The sequence below is a fragment of the Nonomuraea sp. GTA35 genome, assembly GCF_041950525.1.
Classification (GTDB): Bacteria; Actinomycetota; Actinomycetes; order Streptosporangiales; family Streptosporangiaceae; genus Nonomuraea.
Genome location: NZ_JBGNUV010000003.1, coordinates 168422 through 186797, shown reverse-complemented (window position 1 = coordinate 186797; position 18376 = coordinate 168422). Strand labels below are relative to the sequence as shown.

Annotated in this window: 14 protein-coding genes and 1 pseudogene; 8 read left to right on the top strand and 7 right to left on the bottom strand. The window is 71.8% G+C overall.

What is annotated here, in order from left to right; all coding sequences use genetic code 11:
* Positions 1 to 14 precede the first annotated feature (14 nt).
* On the top strand, positions 15 to 893 hold the full coding sequence (locus ACBJ32_RS14085) for an ROK family protein (RefSeq protein WP_375127075.1): 879 nt from the start codon (positions 15 to 17) through the stop codon (positions 891 to 893).
* Here ACBJ32_RS14085 and ACBJ32_RS14080 read toward each other — a convergent pair.
* From ACBJ32_RS14080 to ACBJ32_RS14055, 6 genes are all read right to left on the bottom strand, one after another.
* On the bottom strand, positions 847 to 2601 hold the full coding sequence (locus tag ACBJ32_RS14080) for an acyclic terpene utilization AtuA family protein (protein ID WP_375127074.1): 1755 nt from the start codon (positions 2599 to 2601) through the stop codon (positions 847 to 849). The genes ACBJ32_RS14085 and ACBJ32_RS14080 overlap by 47 nt on opposite strands.
* Positions 2602 to 2603: 2 nt before the next feature.
* Positions 2604 to 3371: an enoyl-CoA hydratase-related protein gene (locus ACBJ32_RS14075; RefSeq protein ID WP_375127073.1), complete on the bottom strand. Its 768-nt coding sequence runs from the start codon at positions 3369 to 3371 to the stop codon at positions 2604 to 2606.
* Positions 3368 to 5251 (bottom strand): biotin carboxylase N-terminal domain-containing protein, encoded by a 1884-nt coding sequence (locus ACBJ32_RS14070; RefSeq protein WP_375127072.1) that lies wholly within the window; start codon positions 5249 to 5251, stop codon positions 3368 to 3370. Before ACBJ32_RS14070 ends, ACBJ32_RS14075 begins: the two co-directional genes overlap by 4 nt.
* Positions 5248 to 6783 (bottom strand): acyl-CoA carboxylase subunit beta, encoded by a 1536-nt coding sequence (locus tag ACBJ32_RS14065; RefSeq protein ID WP_375127753.1) that lies wholly within the window; start codon positions 6781 to 6783, stop codon positions 5248 to 5250. Before ACBJ32_RS14065 ends, ACBJ32_RS14070 begins: the two co-directional genes overlap by 4 nt.
* 150 nt (positions 6784 to 6933) lie before the next feature.
* The gene (locus tag ACBJ32_RS14060; RefSeq protein ID WP_375127071.1) at positions 6934 to 9405 is read right to left on the bottom strand and encodes a serine/threonine-protein kinase; all 2472 of its coding nucleotides are present in this window, start codon (positions 9403 to 9405) and stop codon (positions 6934 to 6936) included.
* A 183-nt stretch (positions 9406 to 9588) separates the two neighbouring features.
* The gene (locus ACBJ32_RS14055; RefSeq protein WP_357869314.1) at positions 9589 to 10950 is read right to left on the bottom strand and encodes an FAD-linked oxidase C-terminal domain-containing protein; all 1362 of its coding nucleotides are present in this window, start codon (positions 10948 to 10950) and stop codon (positions 9589 to 9591) included.
* A gap of 76 nt (positions 10951 to 11026) precedes the next feature.
* Here ACBJ32_RS14055 and ACBJ32_RS14050 point away from each other — a divergent pair, with 76 nt between their 5' ends.
* Positions 11027 to 11584, top strand: a complete 558-nt coding sequence (locus ACBJ32_RS14050; protein WP_375127070.1) for a hypothetical protein — start codon at positions 11027 to 11029, stop codon at positions 11582 to 11584.
* Between the two features lie 62 nt (positions 11585 to 11646).
* Here ACBJ32_RS14050 and ACBJ32_RS14045 read toward each other — a convergent pair.
* Positions 11647 to 12861, bottom strand: a pseudogene (locus ACBJ32_RS14045) (aminotransferase class I/II-fold pyridoxal phosphate-dependent enzyme); the annotation flags it as partial.
* Between the two features lie 190 nt (positions 12862 to 13051).
* On the opposite strand from ACBJ32_RS14045, the gene ctaD reads away from it, so the two are divergent.
* The 6 genes from ctaD to frdD are packed head-to-tail and all read left to right on the top strand — an operon-like array spanning position 13052 to position 18288.
* Complete coding sequence (gene ctaD, locus ACBJ32_RS14040; RefSeq protein ID WP_375127069.1) at positions 13052 to 14755, top strand: cytochrome c oxidase subunit I; 1704 nt, start codon at positions 13052 to 13054, stop codon at positions 14753 to 14755.
* Between the two features lie 40 nt (positions 14756 to 14795).
* On the top strand, positions 14796 to 15029 hold the full coding sequence (locus tag ACBJ32_RS14035) for a hypothetical protein (RefSeq protein WP_185102846.1): 234 nt from the start codon (positions 14796 to 14798) through the stop codon (positions 15027 to 15029).
* Between the two features lie 5 nt (positions 15030 to 15034).
* On the top strand, positions 15035 to 16768 hold the full coding sequence (gene frdA, locus ACBJ32_RS14030; protein WP_375127068.1) for a fumarate reductase (quinol) flavoprotein subunit: 1734 nt from the start codon (positions 15035 to 15037) through the stop codon (positions 16766 to 16768).
* Positions 16761 to 17522 (top strand): succinate dehydrogenase iron-sulfur subunit, encoded by a 762-nt coding sequence (gene sdhB / locus ACBJ32_RS14025; protein WP_357869325.1) that lies wholly within the window; start codon positions 16761 to 16763, stop codon positions 17520 to 17522. Before frdA ends, sdhB begins: the two co-directional genes overlap by 8 nt.
* On the top strand, positions 17519 to 17950 hold the full coding sequence (locus tag ACBJ32_RS14020; protein WP_375127067.1) for a hypothetical protein: 432 nt from the start codon (positions 17519 to 17521) through the stop codon (positions 17948 to 17950). The genes sdhB and ACBJ32_RS14020 overlap by 4 nt, the downstream gene beginning before the upstream one ends.
* The gene (frdD, locus tag ACBJ32_RS14015; protein ID WP_357869330.1) at positions 17947 to 18288 is read left to right on the top strand and encodes a fumarate reductase subunit FrdD; all 342 of its coding nucleotides are present in this window, start codon (positions 17947 to 17949) and stop codon (positions 18286 to 18288) included. Before ACBJ32_RS14020 ends, frdD begins: the two co-directional genes overlap by 4 nt.
* Positions 18289 to 18376: the final 88 nt, after the last annotated feature.

Here is an 18376-nt window from a genome sequence, read left to right as displayed (position 1 = left end):
GTTCGGAGGGCTGGATGACGCACGTGGCGGCCATCGACGTGGGCGGCACCACCATGAAGGGCGGGTTCGTCGCCAGGGACGGGACGATCCACCACGTCGAGCGCCGCCCCACGCCCCGCGCCGGCGGCCCCGCGCGGGTCATCGCCGCCGTCTCCGCCTTCGTCGCCGACCTGGCCCGTCCCCGCGACGGCGTGCGCCCGCTGGCGGTCGGGCTCGCGGTGCCCGGGCTCGTCACGCCCACCCACGCGGTCTTCTCCGCCGCGTTCGGCTGGCGCGACGTGCCCGCGCACGCGTTCGCCCCCGACGTACGGCTGCCGGTGGCGCTGGGGCACGACGTGCGGGCCGCCGGGGAGGCGGAGCTCGCGTACGGGGAAGGCGGGCGGGACGTGCTGTACCTGCCCATCGGCACCGGCATCGCGGGGGCCGTGGTGCTGTCGGGCGCGCTGTACGGGGGCGCGGGCGGGTGGGCCGGGCAGGTGGGCCACATCCCCGTGCGGCCCGACGGGGCGGCCTGCGGGTGCGGGCAGCGGGGCTGCCTGGCGGCCTACGCGTCCGGCGGGGCCGTGGCGGCGCGGTGCGGCCTTCCCGGCGCCGAGGAGGTGGTCCGGGCGGTGCTGGCGGGGGACGCGCGGGCCGTGGCGGTGTGGGACGAGGCCGTGGAGGCGCTCGCTCTGGCGCTGGCCACGTACACGCTGGTGCTCGATCCCGAATCCATCGTGATCGGCGGCGGGGTCTCGCAGGCGGGCGACACCCTCCTCGTGCCGCTGCGGGAGCGGCTGAGCGCCCGGCTGGGCTTCCGGCAGGCGCCGGAGGTGCGGGCGTCGTCGCTCGGGGCCATGGCGGGGCTCATGGGGGCGGGGCTGCTGGGGTGGCGGGCGGTGCCAGGGGCGTAGGGACGTCCACCGGCTGCGCTCGCAGCTCCTCGCCCAGCGCCTTCGCCTGCGGGTCCATCCGGGGGCTGGCGGCCACGCCCCTGCCCAGGAGGCCGTGGACGACGAAGTTGAGCGCCTTGATGTTGGGGAGGTCGTGGCGGTCTACGCGGTAGGGGGCGAGATGGGGCAGGAGGCGTTTGAGGGTGTCGGGGGTCAGGTGGGCCGCCAGCCAGTCGTAGCGGGCCCGGGTGTCGGTCCAGACGCCCAGGTTGGCGTTGCCGCCCTTGTCCCCGGAGCGCGCGCCCGCGATGCGGCCCAGGGGGATGGTGGTGGTGCCGGGCTCCCGCGCGTCCGCGTGCGGGGGTGGCTGGGCGCCGGCCACGGGCGCTGGGAGGGGTGCGGGGGTTGCCGGGCCCGCGCCCGCTGCGGGCGGCAGGTGCGTACGGTCCGGAGGGGGCGGGAGGGGGAGTTCCGCGCCGTCCACGAACACCCTGGGGTGCACCTCCGAGACCGGGACCAGCACCGGCCAGTACACCCCGTACGGCGAGGCGTTGCCCGGCGGGGAGAGGCCGTAGAAGCCCGGGTAGCTGGCCAGGCCCGTCTCCACGACGGCGGACGAGAAGGCGCGGCCGGCCTTGCGCTCGTCCGTGGACATCACGGTGATGCGGAGCAGGCCGGAGTCCGTGAGCGTGACGTCCACCTCGTCGAACGACTCGCGCGGGACGCGGGCCCAGAGCGCCTCCTCGGCGACCCGCGCCTTGGCCGGCACGTCCAGGCCCGTCAGCACCAGCGTCATCGTGTTCCGGTAACCGCCCAGGTAGTTGACGGCGACCTTGAGGGTGTCCGGCGGCGGTTCGCCCCGGACGCCGGAGACCAGGACGCGGTCGGGGCCGTCGTCCGACAGGGTGATCGTGTCGAAGCGGGCCACCACGTCCGGGCCGAGGTAGCGGGGGCCGCCCAGCTCGTAGACGAGTTGCGCCGTGACCGTGCCGATGGAGACCAGGCCGCCGGTGCCGGGGTGCTTGGTGATGACGGACGAGCCGTCCGCGCGCAGCTCGGCGAGGGGGAAGCCGCAGTGGGCCAGGTCCGGTACGTCCTGGAAGAACGCGTAGTTGCCGCCCGTCGCCTGGCAGCCGCACTCGATGACGTGCCCCGCCACCACCGAGCCCGCCAGCGGGTCGAGGTCCTCGGGCCCCCACCCGTACCGCCAGATGCCGGGGCCGGTCACCAGGGCGGCGTCCGTGACGCGGCCGGTGACCACCACGTCGGCGCCCGCCGACAGGGCGGCGGCGATGGGGCGGCCGCCGAGGTAGGCGTTGGCGGTCAGCGGGGTCGCGGTGAGGTGCTCGCCGGTGTCGGCGTTGACGAGGGGGAGCGGGTGGCCGGTGAGGTCGTCGCCGGTGACGTACGCGATGGACGGGGACAGGCCGAGGCGGGCGGCGAGGTCGTGGACGGCGTCCGCGCAGCCGGCCGGGTCGAGGCCGCCCGCGTTCGTCACGATCTTGATGCCGCGGTCGAGGCAGGGCCCCAGGACGTCCTCCAGCTGGCGCAGGAACGTCGGGGCGTAGCCAGGGCGGCCCTTGAGCCGGTTGCCGGCCAGGATGAGCATCGTCAGCTCGGCCAGCCAGTCGCCGGTGAGTACGTCGATCGGGCCGCCCTCGACCATCTCCCTGGCGGCGGAGAGCCGGTCGCCGTAGAAGCCGCTGCAGTTCGCGACGCGCAGCACCATGATCAGCCCTCCTGGGGCACCCACGCGGGCGGGCGCTTGGCCATGAACGCCGCGATGCCCTCCTGGCCCTCCGCCGAGGTGAACCGCTCGGCCGACAGCTCCGTCATCCGCTGCAGCCCTCCCCTGAACGACATCGCCGGCACCTCCCTGACGAGCCGCTTCGTGATCGCCAGCGCTTCCGGGCCGCCCTTCATCAGCATCTCGGCATGGCGGGCCACGGTCGCGTCGAGGCCCTCGGGCGGGACGGCCGCCGACAGCAGGCCGATCTCCACGGCCCGCGCCGCGTCGAAGACCTCGCCGGTCAGGAAGTACTCGGCCGCCGCTCGGGCACTCAGCCTGCGCAGCACCGGCACCGCGATCATGGCGGGCGCGACGCCGAGGCGCACCTCCGTGAACGCGAACGACGCCGTCAGCGGCGCGATCGCGAAGTCGCACGCGGCCACCAGCCCCAGGCCGCCCGCCCGCGCGGTGCCGTTGAGCCGGCAGATCACCGGCTTGGGGCTCTCCCAGATCAGCTCCAGGACCTCCGGGAACGAGGCCGTCACCGGAGCCCCGGAGGCGCGCTGCTCCTTGATGTCGGCACCCGAGCAGAACACGTGCCCCGTGGCGGTCAGCACGATCACCCTGGCCTCCGGCTCGGCCAGCGCCCACCGCAGCCGGTCGGCCAGCTCGGCCAGCAGGCGGCTGGACAGCGCGTTGCGGTTGGGCGGCGAGTCCAGCGTGATCGTCGCGACGCCCCCCGCGAGCTCCTTGTGCACCAGGTCTGTCATGAGTCCCCCTCCTGGATGATCACCAGCACCGCGCCCGCGTCGACCTGCCGGCCCTTCTCCACGCCTACGACGGACACCACGCCGTCGGCCGGGGCGGTGATGCGGTGCTCCATCTTCATCGCCTCCAGGACCAGGACCGCCTGGCCCCTCACCACCCGATCACCGGGCTCCACCTCGACCCGCAGCACGTTACCCGGCATGGGGGCCAGGAGGGATCCGGGCGCGACGTGCTCGGTGGGCTCGGGGAGGCGGGGGACGGGGGTCAGCTCGGCGTGCCCGCCCGCGTGGTCGACGCACACGCTGCCGGGGTAGTGGGCGATCTCGTACGTGCGGCGCAGGCCGTCGTGCTCCAGGATCACCCGGTACGGGTCCGCGGCGGCGACGGTGACACCCTCGGGGAGCGGGTCGTAGGTCACCTCGCCGGTCTCCTCGAAGCGGATGGTGCGCGGCTGGGAGCGCACGTTCCGCCAGCCGGCGGGGAGGCCGGGGAGAACGCGGGCGCGGCTGCGATTGAGCGCCGCCACGGCGAGCGCGGCCGCCAGCCCCGCGTGCCCGGCCTCGGCGGGCTGCTCCGGGGCCGCGGAGGACGCGCGGACAGGGCCGTCGGGGTCGAGGAAGCCGGTGTGCGTGCTACCGGCCACAAACTCCCGATTTGTCAGGATATTTACGAGCAAATCCCGGTTGGTGGTCAAGCCGTGCAGCCGGGCCCGGCGCAACGCCGACACCAGCCTGCGCACCGCCTCCGCCCGCGTCGGCCCATGCGCCACCACCTTGGCCAGCAGCGCGTCATAGTGCGGCGACACGACCGACCCCGACTCCACCCCGGCATCCACCCGCACGTCGCCCGGGATCTCGAACCGCCGCAACACCCCGGCCTGCGGCACATGATCGGCGTCCTCGGCGTACAACCGCGCCTCGACCGCCCACCCCACCGGCGGAGGCGGCCCGGCGGGCAGCGCGGCGCCCTCCGCCACCTCGATCTGCAGCCGCACGAGGTCCACGCCGTGAACCAGCTCGGTCACCGGATGCTCGACCTGGAGCCGGGTGTTCATCTCCAGGAACGCCACCCGGTCCCCCTTGACCAGGAACTCCACCGTCCCGGCCCCGACGTACCCGATCGTGCGCGCCGCCCGGACCGCGGCCTCGTACAGCAGCGACCGCGTCGCCTCCGAGATCCCCGGCGCGGGACACTCCTCGATCACCTTCTGGTGCCGCCGCTGCACGCTGCACTCGCGCTCGCCCAGCGCCCACACGGCCCCGTGCCGGTCGGCCAGCACCTGGACCTCCACGTGCCTGGCCCGCTCCAGCAGCGGCTCGGCGAACACCGTGCCGTCGCCGAACGCCGCGGCGGCCTCCCGCCGCGCCGACTCCACCGCGCCGGCCAGCTCCCCGGGCTCGCGCACCACCCGCATCCCGCGCCCGCCACCACCCGCGGACGCCTTCACCAGCAGCGGGAACTCCTCAGGCGCGGCGAGGTCGAGCGAGGGCAGCACCGGCACCCCAGCCTCCGCCATCAGCCGCTTCGCCCCGATCTTGACGCCCATGGCCGCGATGGCCTCGGGCGGCGGGCCGACCCAGACCAGCCCGGCCGCCAGCACCTCCCGCGCGAACTCCGCGCTCTCGGACAGGAACCCGTAACCCGGATGCACCGCGTCCGCGCCCGAGGCCCGGCAGGCCGCCAGCAGCCGCCCCACGTCCAGGTACGTGTCGGCCGGACGCGTGCCCGGCAGGCGTACCGCCAGGTCGGCCTCGGCCACGTGCGGCGCGTCCGCGTCGGCGTCGGAGAACACGGCCACCGTGGAGATGCCGAGCGCCCGGCAGGTACGGAAGACGCGGCGGGCGATCTCGCCCCGGTTCGCGACGAGCAGGCGGGTGATCACGGCCGGAACACCCCGAATCCCGCCGCCTCGGGCACCGGCGCGCTGTTGATCGCCGACAGGCACATGCCCAGCACGGTACGGGTGTCGCGCGGATCGATCACCCCGTCGTCGTACAGGCGCCCCGACAGGAAGAAGGCCAGCGACTCGGCCTCGATCTGCGCCTCCACCATCGCCCGCATCGCCGCGTCGGCCTCCTCGTCGTACACCTGCCCCTTGGCCAGCGCCGACGCCCGCCCCACGATGGACAGCACGCCGGCGAGCTGGGCGGGGCCCATCACCGCCGACTTGGCGCTCGGCCAGCTGAACAGGAAGCGGGGCTCGTACGCGCGCCCGCACATCCCGTAGTTGCCCGCCCCGTACGAGGCGCCCATGACGACCGTCAGGTGCGGCACGGTGGAGTTGGACACCGCGTTGATCATCATGGCGCCGTGCTTGATGATGCCGCCCTGCTCGTAGTCCTTGCCGACCATGTAGCCGGTCGTGTTCTGCAGGAACAGCAGCGGCGTGCGCGACTGGTTCGCGAGCTGGATGAACTGCGTGGCCTTCTGCGACTCCTCGCTGAACAGCACCCCGCGCGCGTTGGCCAGCACCCCCACCGGATACCCGTGGATCCGCGCCCACCCGGTCACCAGCGAGGCCCCGTACAGCGGCTTGAACTCCGCGAACTCGCTGCCGTCCACCACCCGCGCGATCACCTCGCGCGGGTCGAACGGCACCTTCAGGTCCTCCGGCACGATCCCGAGCAGTTCCTCGGCCGGATACACCGGCTCCGCCACGCCGGGATCGGGCGCGCGGCCCAGCTTCCGCCAGCCCAGCGAGGCGACGACGCGCCGCCCGATCCGCAGCGCGTCGTGCTCGTCCTGGGCCAGGTAGTCGGCCAGCCCGCTGACCCTGGCGTGCATCTCGGCCCCGCCCAGCGACTCGTCGTCGGACTCCTCCCCGGTCGCCATCCTGACCAGCGGCGGCCCGCCGAGGAACACCTTGGCCCGCTCCCGCACCATCACGACGTGGTCGCTCATCCCGGGCACGTACGCCCCGCCCGCCGTCGAGTTGCCGAACACGAGCGCCACCGTCGGCACCCCCGCCGCCGACAACCTGGTCAGATCGCGGAAGATCTGCCCGCCCGGAATGAAGATCTCCTTCTGCGTCGGCAGGTCCGCGCCGCCGCTCTCGACCAGGTTCACGTACGGGAGCCGGTTGCGCAGCGCGATCTCCGCCGAGCGCAGGGTCTTCCTGAGCGTCCACGGGTTCGAGGCGCCGCCGCGCACCGTGGGGTCGTTCGCGGTGATCACGCACTCGACGCCCTCGATCACCCCGATCCCCGTCACCACGCTCGCCCCGACGGGGAAGTCGCTGCCCCAGGCCGCCAGCGGCGACAGCTCCAGGAAGGGGGAGTCGGGGTCGACGAGCAGCTCCACCCGCTCCCTGGCCAGCAGCTTGCCACGGGCCCGGTGCCGCGCGACGTACTTCTCGCCGCCCCCGGCCACCGCCTTGGCCTGCTCGGCGTCCAGCTCGGCCAGCTTGGCCAGCATCGCCGCGCGCCTGGCGCGGTAGTCGTCGCTCCCGGTGTCGAGCCTGCTCCTGATCACGACGTCCTCCCGGCGATCATGCCAAGCACGCTAGCCCAGGCATGGAACGAGCCGCCACCCCGTGACGGGTGGCGGCTCGATCGTCGTGCCGGATCAGCTGCAGTGGCTCCAGCCGGACTTCCAGCTGTAGGAGCTCCACGAGCCGCCCCAGATCACGCACTTCTTGGCGGCGGGCAGGCGCACCGGGCCGGCGTACGCGGTGAACGAGCCCGAGTTGTTGCCGCTGGAGCCGCCCTTGACCTGGAGGATCGCGCTCATCGGCATCTTCTTCGGGTGGACCAGGCGCGACATCGTGACCACGCAGTTCTTGCCCGCGCTGCTGTTGTACAGCAGGTAGATCGTGGCGTTGGCGCCCAGCGACCGCGAGTCGACGATCTTGTAGCCCGCGCCGCACACCGCCGTCGGCTTGTACGTGTTGGGCTTCAGCGACGTGCTCGGCTTGTCCGCCTCGCCCTCCGCGCGCACGGTCGTCGTGGGGCCCGAGGTCGGCTTCTCCGTCGGGTCCAGCTCGGGCTCGACCAGCGTGGTCTTCTTCTTCTTGGTCGGAGTCGGGGTGGGCGTGGGCCTCTTCGTGGTCGTCTGGGGCCTGGGAGCCTCGGTGACCACCTGCGGAACCTGGGCGATGGGCTCCTTCGTCGGCTTCTTGGTCTTCTTGGTCTCTTCCGGCTCGATGTCCAGGGTGGGCACCGGAGCCGCGCTGTCCGTCGGGATCACCACGGGCGGGGACTGCTGAGCGGTCGGGGGCTCGCTCGGCTGGCCCGCGCCGCCCGAGCCGCCGTCGGTCTCGTTGCCGGAGGTGCCCACCGCGACGACCGCGGGCTCCTTGCTGTTGGCCTGCACGACGATCGCGCCCGCCACGACGAGCAGCGCCGCTGCGGCGGCACCCGACAGGGCGAGCGTAAGGGTACGGCGCTGCTTGGCGGGCACCCCGCCACCCGGCCGCGTACCGGCTGCCCCGGCCGCGCCGGGACCGCTGGCCGCACCGGGACCGGCGGGACCGTTGGGCCTGCCCGGCCCGCCTCGGCCGCCCGGCCCATGAGGCCCGCCCGGACCCGCGGGCCCGCCGTGGGCTCCCGCCTGGAAGGGCTGGCCGGGACCGTGCGGGGGCATCCCGGACGCGGCCGACTGCTGGCCGCCGTTGGGGCCGCCGTGCATCCCGGGAGCGCCCTGCGGGCCACCGGCCTGCGCGCCGGCTGCCAGCGGGCCGCCGGCCTGCGCGCCGGGGGCGCCGGCTGCCTGCGGGCCGCCGGGCATTCCGGGCTGCGGGCCGCCGGCCGGCATCCCGGCCTGGGGCGCTCCGGGCGGCATCCCGCCGGGCCCGCCCTGCGCCGCGCCACCCTGAACGGGACCGCCGTGGGGCGCGTTGCCTGCAGAACCGCTGTGGGGGCCGTTGCCCGCGGGGCCGCCGTGGGGCATGCCCGCCTGCGGTCCGTTGCCCGCGGCACCGCCTTGGCCGGAACCGCCCTGGGCCGCGTTGCCCGGCAGGCCGCCGTGAGGCGCGCTGCCGGCGGGGCCGCCCTGGGCCGCCGCGGCCGCCTGGCGGCCGTAGTCGCCCGTCTGCGGCGGGGGAAGCTGCTGGGGGCCGGTCGGCTGGTGCCATGGCCCGGGGTAGTCGTCCTGGTTCGGCGCATCACCGGGACCGCCTGAGCCGTCAGCGCCCGCCTGAGCGGCACCGGCAGCCACACCGCCGGCGACACCGGCGCCGGCGGCGGTCTTCTGGCCGCCCGTCACCGGCTCGATGGCCGCCTTGGGCGCGGGCTGTCCCGTGAGGTGGACGATCAGCTCGTCGGCGCTGGGCCGCTGCGCCGGATCCTTCGACAGGCAGGCGGCCACCAGGTCGCCCAGCAGCCCCTCCATCTTCCCGAGCTCCGGCTCCTCGTTCAGGATCCGGTTCATCACCACGGGAATGGAGTCGGCCCCGAAGGCGGGCTTGCCCGTCGCGGCGAACACCATCGTGACGCCCCAGGCGAACACGTCGGCCGCCTCCGACACCTGCGCCCCGCTGAGCTGCTCGGGCGCCAGGTACGAGGGCGTCCCCATGGCCATCCCGGTGGCCGTGGCGCCGGGGGAGTCGAGCGCCCTGGCGATGCCGAAGTCGATCACGACGGGACCCTCGGGCCCCATCAGCACGTTGGCGGGCTTGAAGTCGCGATGCAGGATCCCGGCCCGGTGGATGGCCGCGAGGGCGGTCGCCGTACTGATCGCCAGCCGCTCCAGGGCCGCACCCCGCCGCGGCCCCTCGTTGATGACGAGCTCGCGCAGGGAAGGCCCGGGCACGAACTCGCTGACGATGTACGGCCGGCTCCCGTCCAGGTCGGCGTGGAGCACCGGAGCGGTGCAGAACCGGGCGACGCGCTGCGCCACCGCCACCTCGCGCAGGAAGCGCGTCCTGGCGTCGGCGTCCGCCACCAGGGCGTTGTGCAGCAGCTTGACCGCGACTTGTTCCCCGGAGTCGCTCTTGCCGAGATAGACAACGCCCTGGCCGCCCTCGCCGAGCCGGGCGACGATGTCATACGCCCCCAGCCGCCGCGGATCGTCCGCCGCCAACGGCTGGAACTGATTCACGTCGGACCCCCATCACAACCCAATAGATGAGGCAAAACGCTACCAGCGTGACCCTCGGGGCGTCTGCCGGACCTATCAGAAGTTTCACGTTTTGACGATGAAAGTCAGGCTTCCGTCGCAGGTCGTGTGCGCCTGGAAGCCCAAGGTCACGGCTTGGTGAAGGCAAGATCCAATCGTCGGCCGTCAGATCGCCTTGCCGGGATTGAGGATGCCGAGGGGGTCGAACACGGCCTTGATCCCCCGCTGCAGCTCGCCCACGACCGGCCCGGACTCCAGCTCCAGCCAGCGCCGCTTCAGCAGCCCCACGCCGTGCTCCCCGGTGAGCGTGCCGCCGAGCTCCAGCGCGTCCTTGAACACCTCGTCCGCCGCGGCCCACACCTCCGGCGGCGGCTCCACGGTGCCGTGCTCGAAGATGAAGACCGGGTGCAGGTTGCCGTCGCCGGCGTGTGCCACCGTGGCGATCCGCACCCCGTGCCGCACCGCCGCCGCCTCGATCCGGCCGATCATCTCGGCCAGCGCGGAACGCGGCACGCACACGTCCTCCACCAGGCACGCGCCCTGGCGCTCCTTGGCCCCGTAGGCCAGGCGCCGCAGCCCGATCAGCTCGTCGGCCTCCTGCGGGCTCGACGAGACGGCGACGAACGAGGCGCCGTTCTCGGTGCAGATCCGCTCCATGCGCTCCACGGCGGCCTGGCTGTCGGCGGCGTCGGACTGGCCGATGAGCATGGCCTGCGTGGCGGGTTCGAGGCCGATGTTGCGCCACTCGTCGATGGCCTGCAGCGTGGCCCGGTCGAGCAGCTCCATCAGGGACGGCTGGCAGCCGGCCGCCATGATCGCCGACACGGCGGCCCCGGCGTCCCGCAGCGAGGAGAAGTCGGCCGCGAACGTCGCGGGCGGCGCGGCCGGCGCGCGCCGCAGCCGCACGGTGGCGGCGGTGATCACGCCGAGCGTGCCCTCGGAGCCGACGAACAGCCCGGTCAGGTCGTAGCCCGTGACGCCCTTCATCGTGCGCCGCCCGGTGTTCAGCACCCGGCCGTCGGCCAGCACGACCTCCAGGCCGAGCGCCGAGTCCCTGGTCACGCCGTACTTCACGCAGCGCAGCCCGCCGGCGTTGGTGGCCAGGTTGCCGCCGATGGTGGAGATCTCGTACGAGGACGGGTCCGGCGCGTACATCAGCCCGTGCTGCCTGGCGGCCTTGTCCAGGTCGGCGGTGATGACGCCGGGCTCGACGACGGCGATCTCGTCGGCGGGGGAGAGCTCCCTGATCGCGGTCATCCTGGCCAGCGAGAGGATGACCGAGCCGTCGCCGGCCACCGACGCGCCGGCCAGGCCGGTGCCGCCGCCGCGCGGCACCACCGGCACCCGGTGCTCGGTGGCCCACTTCATGGTGGTCACCACGTCGTCGCGGGAGGTGGCGAGCACGACGCCGAGCGGCTTGCCGGGCTCCAGGAACGTGCGGTCGCGGGCGTAGGAGTCGATCACGTCGGGGTCGGTCAGAACGCGGGCTTCGGACAGAGCGTCCACCAGGGCATCAATCGGTCTCACACTATGCACCTTATGGTTTGCGCAGTGCGTTCCTTAAGGCCAGACTGCCCGGGTGACTGTCGGGTGCCCGGTGTGTTTGGAGACTGACCAGGTTGTCGCGGTTCCCGGAGTGGTGGCCGCCGGGACCACGTACAAGATCGGGCGGGTCAGGTTACCGGGCACGCGGGAGGTCGCGGACCTGCCCACCCAGGCGGCGCTGGGCGCGTCGAAGCACGTCATGAGCCGCACGCAGCTCGCGGTGTGGCTGTCGTTCCCCAGCCGCCACTACACGCCCTGGGCCAGGAACCAGGGGTACGTGCTGCTGCTGGTCGCGGCGCTGGTGCATCTCGTCGTGTCGCTGGTGATCGCGATGGGGCAGGACCCGAACTGGGGCGAGGTGCTGCTGGCGCCGTTCTGCCTGACGGGCCTGTTCTGGGGGTTCGGCCTGCTGAACGTGCTCGGCGCGCACGGCGCCCGCAAGCGCGACACGCTGGAGGCCCCGGCCAGGGAGAAGGCCCTGACCGTGTGGGAGAGCCTGTACTACTGCGCCCGCGACAACGTCGCCTTCGAGCCGGGCGTCGGCGTCACGTTCCACCCGAGCGAGACGCGCGAGTACATCTTCGGCTTCAGGAACGGCGGCGGCCCCCGCCAGTGAGGCGAGGGCCGCGGCGCCTGGTCCGGTCAGGCGACCGGTCAGGCGACCGGTCCGGCGGTCGGTCAGGCGTGCTCTTCGGCGACCAGGCGGACGCAGACGGCCAGGCCGTTGATGGCCTGCTCCAGCTCCTCCAGGCCGGGGTAGGTCGGCGCGATCCTGATCGTGCGGTCGTCGGGGTCCTTGCCGTACGGGTGCGTGGCGCCGGCGGGCGTCAGCGCGATGCCCGCCGCCTTGGCCCTGGCCACCACCTCGGCGGCGTGCGGCACCTCCAGGCTGATGAAGTAGCCGCCCCGCGGGCTCGTCCAGGTGGCCAGGTCGCCGAGCCGCTCGGTCAGCACCTTGTCGACCAGCTCGAACTTCGGCCCGATCAGCTCGGCGTGCCGCCGCATGTGCGCGGCCACGCCGGCGCCGTCACGCAGGAACTCCACGTGACGGAGCTGGTTGATCTTGTCGGGGCCGATGGACTGCTTCGAGGTGTTGTGCAGGAACCACTTCACGTTCGCCGGCGAGCCGCCGAAGAACGAGACGCCGGAGCCGGCCAGCGTCACCTTCGAGGTCGAGGCGTAGACGAACACCCGGTCGGCGTTGCCGTGCTCGGCGGCCAGCGCCAGCAGGTCGGCCAGCTCGTCGGGGGTGTCGGTGAGGTGGTGCACCGCGTACGCGTTGTCCCAGAAGATCCGGAAGTCGGGCGCGGCCGTCTCCATGGCGGCCAGCCTGCGCACGGTCTCGTCGCTGTAGGTGAGACCGGACGGGTTGCTGTACTTCGGCACGCACCACATGCCCTTGACGCTCGCGTCCTCGGCCACCAGGCGCTCGACGACGTCCATGTCGGGGCCTTCCGCGTTCATCGGGACGGGGACCATCTTGATCCCGAACCGCTCGCAGATGGTGAAATGCCGGTCATAGCCGGGGACGGGGCACAGGAACGTGATCTCCTGCTCCTCGACCCACCGGCGCGCGGCGCCCGGCACCGGGGTGAGCAGCGCGTGCACCACGGTGTCGTGCATCATGGCCAGGCTGGAGTTGCCCCCGACCACGAGCTGCTCCGCCGGCACCTGCACCAGCGGCGCGAACAGCTCGCGCAGCTCGGCCAGGCCCTGCAGGTTGCCGTAGTTGCGGCCGTCGGTGCCGTCGGCCGCCTGGTACGACGTGGGCAGTTTCAGCAGATCGTCGGAGAGGTCGAGCTGGCGCGGCGACGGCTTTCCCCGGGTGAGGTCGAGCGAGAGCCCTCGCTGGACGAGGTCGGCGTAGTCACTCTGGGCGGTCACGAGCATCTCCTCCGATTCTGTGTGGCCTACGAAGGATAGAAGATGTCACCAGGTAGGCCGGTAAGTATCCGGAATGTGGACCGCGCCGGGGCCAAAGGTTTCGCGGGCGAATAACAAAGAACGCCTAGCCGAGCGGCGATCGTTGGCGTGGAATGGGTAGATCGGGGCAGGCACAACTCCGCGTCGGAGGGGAGCAGCCGTGACGACCGTTCGAGAGACCTCGATCGAGCAGGTCAGGCGCCGTCGCACCGGGACCGTCATCGCATCCTGGCTGTCCACGACCGATCACAAGGTCATCGGGTACCTCTACCTGATCACCTCGTTCGGGTTCTTCCTCGTCGCCGGCGTCATGGCCATGTTCATCAGGGCCGAGCTCGCCGCGCCCGGCATGCAGGTCGTCAGCCAGCAGCAGTACAACCAGCTGTTCACCATCCACGGCACGGTGATGCTGCTGCTGTTCGCCACCCCGCTGTTCGCCGGGTTCGCGAACGTGGTGATGCCGCTGCAGATCGGCGCGCCCGACGTGGCCTTCCCGCGGCTGAACGCGGTGGCGTACTGGCTGTTCCTGTTCGGCGGGCTGATGGTGCTCGCCGGGTTCTTCACGCCGGGAGGGGCGGCCGACTTCGGCTGGTTCGCGTACACGCCGCTGGCGTCGTCGATCTACTCGCCGCAGGTCGGCGCGGACCTGTGGATCATGGGCCTGGCCCTGTCCGGCCTCGGTACGATCCTCGGCGCGGTCAACTTCATCACCACGATCATCGGCATGCGGGCGCCCGGCATGACCATGTTCCGGATGCCGCTGTTCACCTGGAACGTGCTGCTGACCAGCATGCTCGTGCTGATGGCGTTCCCCGTGCTGGCCGCCGCGCTGCTGGTGCTGGAGTCGGACCGCAAGCTCGGCACGCAGGTCTTCCTGTCCGACAACGGCGGGCCGATCCTCTGGCAGCACCTGTTCTGGTTCTTCGGCCATCCCGAGGTCTACATCATCGCGCTGCCGTTCTTCGGGATCATCACCGAGGTCATCCCGGTCTTCAGCCGCAAACCGATCTTCGGCTACATGAGCCTGGTCGGGGCCACGATCGCGATCGCCGGGCTGTCGATGACGGTGTGGGCGCACCACATGTTCCCCACCGGGCAGGTGCTGCTGCCGTTCTTCTCGTTCATGACGTTCCTCATCGCGGTGCCCACCGGGGTGAAGTTCTTCAACTGGATCGGCACGATGTGGCGCGGGCACCTGACGTTCGAGTCGCCCATGTTGTTCGCCGTGGGCTTCCTGGTGACGTTCCTGCTGGGCGGCCTGACGGGCGTCATCCTGGCCTCGCCGCCGCTCGACTTCCACATCAGCGACACCTACTTCGTCGTCGCCCACTTCCACTACGTGGTGTTCGGCACCGTGGTGTTCGCCATGTTCGCCGGGTTCTACTTCTGGTGGCCGAAGATGACCGGCCGCATGCTCGACGACCGGCTCGGCAAGGTGCACTTCTGGACGCTGTTCATCGGCTTCCACACCACGTTCCTCATCCAGCACGTGCTCGGGCAGCTCGGCATGCCCCGGCGCTACGCCGACTACGGCGTGGCCGACGGCTTCACGGCGCTCAACCAGATCTCCTCGGTCGGGGCGTTCCTGCTCGGCGCCTCGACGCTGCCGTTCCTCTACAACGTCTGGAAGACCGCCAGGCACGCGCCCAAGGTCACGCTCGACGACCCGTGGGGCTACGGCAACTCGCTGGAGTGGGCGACGAGCTGCCCGCCGCCGCGCCACAACTTCACCTTCATGCCCCCGATCCGCTCCGAACGGCCGGCCTTCGACCTGCACTACCCGCACGAGGAGCCCGCCGAGAAGCCGGAGGCCGACCAGGGAGGCACCCCGGAGGTGCCGCCGCGCCATGACGCGCCCGGCTGACCCTCCTCCATGATGTTTCGCCTATCCAGGGAGATCGGCGATGACAGGCACGAAGATTCCCTTCGACCCCGAGACGGCCCCCTGCGGGAAGAAGTCCGGAGGTGATCGCCTCGTCGACGACGACGGCTACGGTCTGGTCATCCGCGACCAGCTCTTCGACTGCGGCTGCCGTCGCATCCGGCACGAGTACCACGACGGCAGCATCCACCTGTCGGCCATCCGCCACGACGGCAAGCGGGTGAAGGACCAGATTCAGCCAGATCACGGAAAGTGACGTCAATGATCGATGTGCTCATCGTCGGGGGAGGCGGAGCCGGGCTGCGAGCGGCCGTCGCGGTCGCCGAGACGGACCCTTCGCTCAAGGTGGCGGTCGTGTCGAAGGTCTATCCGATGCGCAGCCACACCGTCTCCGCCGAGGGCGGCGCCGCCGGGGTGATCGGCGACGGCGACACGCTCGACGAGCACTGTTACGACACGATCTCCGGCGGCGACTGGCTCTGCGACCAGGACGCCGTGGAGGCGTTCGTGGCCGAGGCGCCCAAGGAGCTGATCCAGCTCGAGCACTGGGGCTGCCCGTGGAGCCGCGAGAGCGACGGCCGCGTCGCGGTGCGGCCGTTCGGCGGCATGAAGAAGATGCGCACCTGGTACGCGGCCGACAAGACGGGCTTCCACCTGCTGCACACGCTGTTCCAGACGACTCTGAAATATCAGGACGTCATCAGGTACGACGAGTGGTTCGTCACCAAGCTCGTCGTCGACGACGGCCGCGTCCACGGCGTCGTGGCCGTGGAGATCAGGACCGGCCGCATCGAGACCATCCCGGCCAGGACCGTCATCCTGGCCACCGGCGGCTGCGGCAAGGTCTTCCCCTTCACCACCAACGCCGCCATCAAGACAGGCGACGGCATGGCCCTGGCCTACCGGGAGGGCGCGCCGCTGAAGGACATGGAGTTCGTCCAGTACCACCCCACCGGCCTGCCGTTCACCGGCATCCTCATCACCGAGGCGGCCAGGGCGGAGGGCGGCTGGCTGATCAACAAGGACGGCTACCGCTACCTGCAGGACTACGACCTGGGCAAGCCCACGCCCACGCCGAAGCTGCGCAGCATGGAGCTGGGCCCGCGCGACCGGCTGTCGCAGGCGTTCGTGCACGAGCAGCACAAGGGCCGCACCGTGGACACCCCGTACGGGCCCGTCGTCTACCTGGACCTGCGCCACCTCGGCGAAGGCAAGATCGACGCCCGCATCCCGTTCGTGCGCGAGCTGTGCCGCAGCTACCAGAACCTCGACCCGGCCACCGACCTCATCCCGGTACGCCCGGTCGTGCACTACATGATGGGCGGCGTCCACACCGACCTCGACGGCGCCACCCCGATCGCGGGGCTGTTCGCGGCCGGGGAGACGGCCTGCGTGAGCATCAACGGCGCCAACCGGCTCGGCTCCAACTCGCTGCCCGAGATCCTCGTCTTCGGCCGCCGGGCGGGCATCGCGGCGGCCGCCTTCGCCAGGGAGCACCGCGACGCCGAGCCGCCCGCCGTACGCAGCCAGGGCGATGACGAGCGGCGGCGGTTGGAACGGGCCCGGGAGGGCAGCAAGCACGGTGAGCGGATCGCCGACCTGCGCGAGCAGATGCAGCACACGCTCGAAGGAGCCGCCGGCATCTACCGCACGGGCGACGAGCTGGCCAAGGCCGTGGACACGCTCGCGGACCTGCGCGAGCGGGCCGAGGAGGCACGTGTCGAGGACGCCAGCACCGCCTTCAACACCGAGCTGATCAACCTGCAGGAGCTGCACGGCATGCTGGAGATCGCGCAGACGATCGTGGCCTGCGCGCTGAACAGGCAGGAGTCGCGCGGCGCGCACCAGCGCACCGACTTCTCCGCCAGGGACGACGAGGCGTTCCTGGCGCACTCGCTGGTGCACCGCGCGCCCGACGGCACGCCGTCGGTCGGCCTGCTCCCCGTGACGATCACCCGCTGGCCTCCGGGAGAAAGGGTTTACGGCCGTGACTGACACGACGGAAGCGGTACGGCAGGCGGCGGGCACGCGGACGATCCGGCTGGAAGTGGCCAGGTACCGCCCGGGGCAGGACGCCGAGCCGGCGTTCCAGGGCTACGACGTGCCGCTGATGAACGACTGGGCCGTGCTCGACGGGCTCAACTACATCAAGGACCAGCTCGACGGCAGCCTGTCCTACCGCTGGTCGTGCCGGATGGGCGTGTGCGGCTCGTGCGGCATGACCGTCAACGGGGAGGCCCGGCTGACCTGCGGCACCTTCCTCGCCGAGTACGGCGAGGGGCCGGTGCGGATCGAGCCGCTGAAGGGGTTCCCGGTGATCAGGGACCTGGTGGTGGACATCGACGACTTCCTGGCCAAGCTGTCGTCCGTGCGGCCCTGGCTGATCAGGGAGGGCGAGGACCTGCCGCTGACCGCCGAGTACGCCCAGACGCCCGAGCAGCTGGAGGCGTACAAGCAGTACAGCATGTGCATCAACTGCCTGCTGTGTTACTCGGCCTGCCCCGTCTACGTGCTCGACCCCGACTTCCTCGGCCCGGCGGCGATCGCGCTGGCCCAGCGCTACAACCTGGACTCGCGCGACATGGGGGACCGGTTCGACGTCCTCAGCCAGGACGACGCGGTGTGGGGGTGCACGTTCGTCGGCGAGTGCACCCGGGTCTGCCCCAAGCACGTGGACCCGGCCGAGGCGATCCAGCGCTACAAGCTGACCGCCGCCCTGCGTTCGGTGCTGCCCTGGAGCAAGCGGTGAAGGCGCATGACGAGGTGACGCCGAGCGCCGCCGTACGGACCACCTCGGCCGCCTACCGGCCCCCGCGCGACAACCTCTGGTTCGCCCGCACGCGGTACTGCACGATCTTCGTGCTGCGCGAGCTGACCAGCGTGTTCGTGGCCTGGTCGATGGTGTTCCTGCTGATGCTGGTCGCCGCGGTGCTCGACGGGAGGACGGCGGAGTTCGCGGCGCTGGCGTCACGGCCGTGGATGATCGCGATCAACGTGGTCGCCCTGGCAGCGACCGCGTTCCACTCGGTCACGTTCCTGAACCTCGCGCCCAAGGCCACCGTCGTGCGCCTGGACGGCTACCGGCTGCCCGCGTGGATGATCCAGGGCGGCAACCACTCGTTGTGGCTGGTCGTCTCCGCGGTCATCGCCTTCTTCGTGCTGAGGGGGTTCCGATGAGGCGGACGCTGGAGCCGTACCTGTGGCTGCTGTTCAGCGGCGGGGGAGTGGTGGCGGCGCTGGTGGTGCCGGTGCTCGTGCTGCTGTTCGGGGTGCTCATGCCGCTCGGGATCGTGGACTGGCCCACCGCCGAGCACCTGCGCGGGCTGCTGGACGGCGTGCTCGTACGGCTGGCGCTGGTCGTGGTGGTCGTGCTGTGTCTCTTCCACGCCGCGCACCGCATCCGTCACACCAGTGAGGAACTGCTCGGCATCGCCAGGTTCGACCTGCTGGTGGCAGTGATTTGTTACGGCGGGGCTATTGCGGGCGGGGCCGCCGCGGTGCTGTTGATGTTCTGAAATGTCGTAGTTTGATCACGTTTCAACAACGTACTTTACGTTCGGTTGACGTACCCCTTAGCGTCCGGCATTGCACACCCTATGGCCA

Bases quoted from the DNA above. Each gene is read 5' to 3' on its own strand.
- frdD (WP_357869330.1), top strand. From the start codon at position 17,947: ATGAGGCGGACGCTGGAGCCGTACCTGTGGCTGCTGTTCAGCGGCGGG.
- ACBJ32_RS14085 (WP_375127075.1), top strand. From the start codon at position 15: ATGACGCACGTGGCGGCCATCGACGTGGGCGGCACCACCATGAAGGGC.
- frdA (WP_375127068.1), top strand. From the start codon at position 15,035: ATGATCGATGTGCTCATCGTCGGGGGAGGCGGAGCCGGGCTGCGAGCG.
- ACBJ32_RS14075 (WP_375127073.1), bottom strand. From the start codon at position 3,371: ATGACAGACCTGGTGCACAAGGAGCTCGCGGGGGGCGTCGCGACGATC.
- ACBJ32_RS14080 (WP_375127074.1), bottom strand. From the start codon at position 2,601: ATGGTGCTGCGCGTCGCGAACTGCAGCGGCTTCTACGGCGACCGGCTC.
- ACBJ32_RS14065 (WP_375127753.1), bottom strand. From the start codon at position 6,783: ATGCTGGCCAAGCTGGCCGAGCTGGACGCCGAGCAGGCCAAGGCGGTG.
- ACBJ32_RS14035 (WP_185102846.1), top strand. From the start codon at position 14,796: ATGACAGGCACGAAGATTCCCTTCGACCCCGAGACGGCCCCCTGCGGG.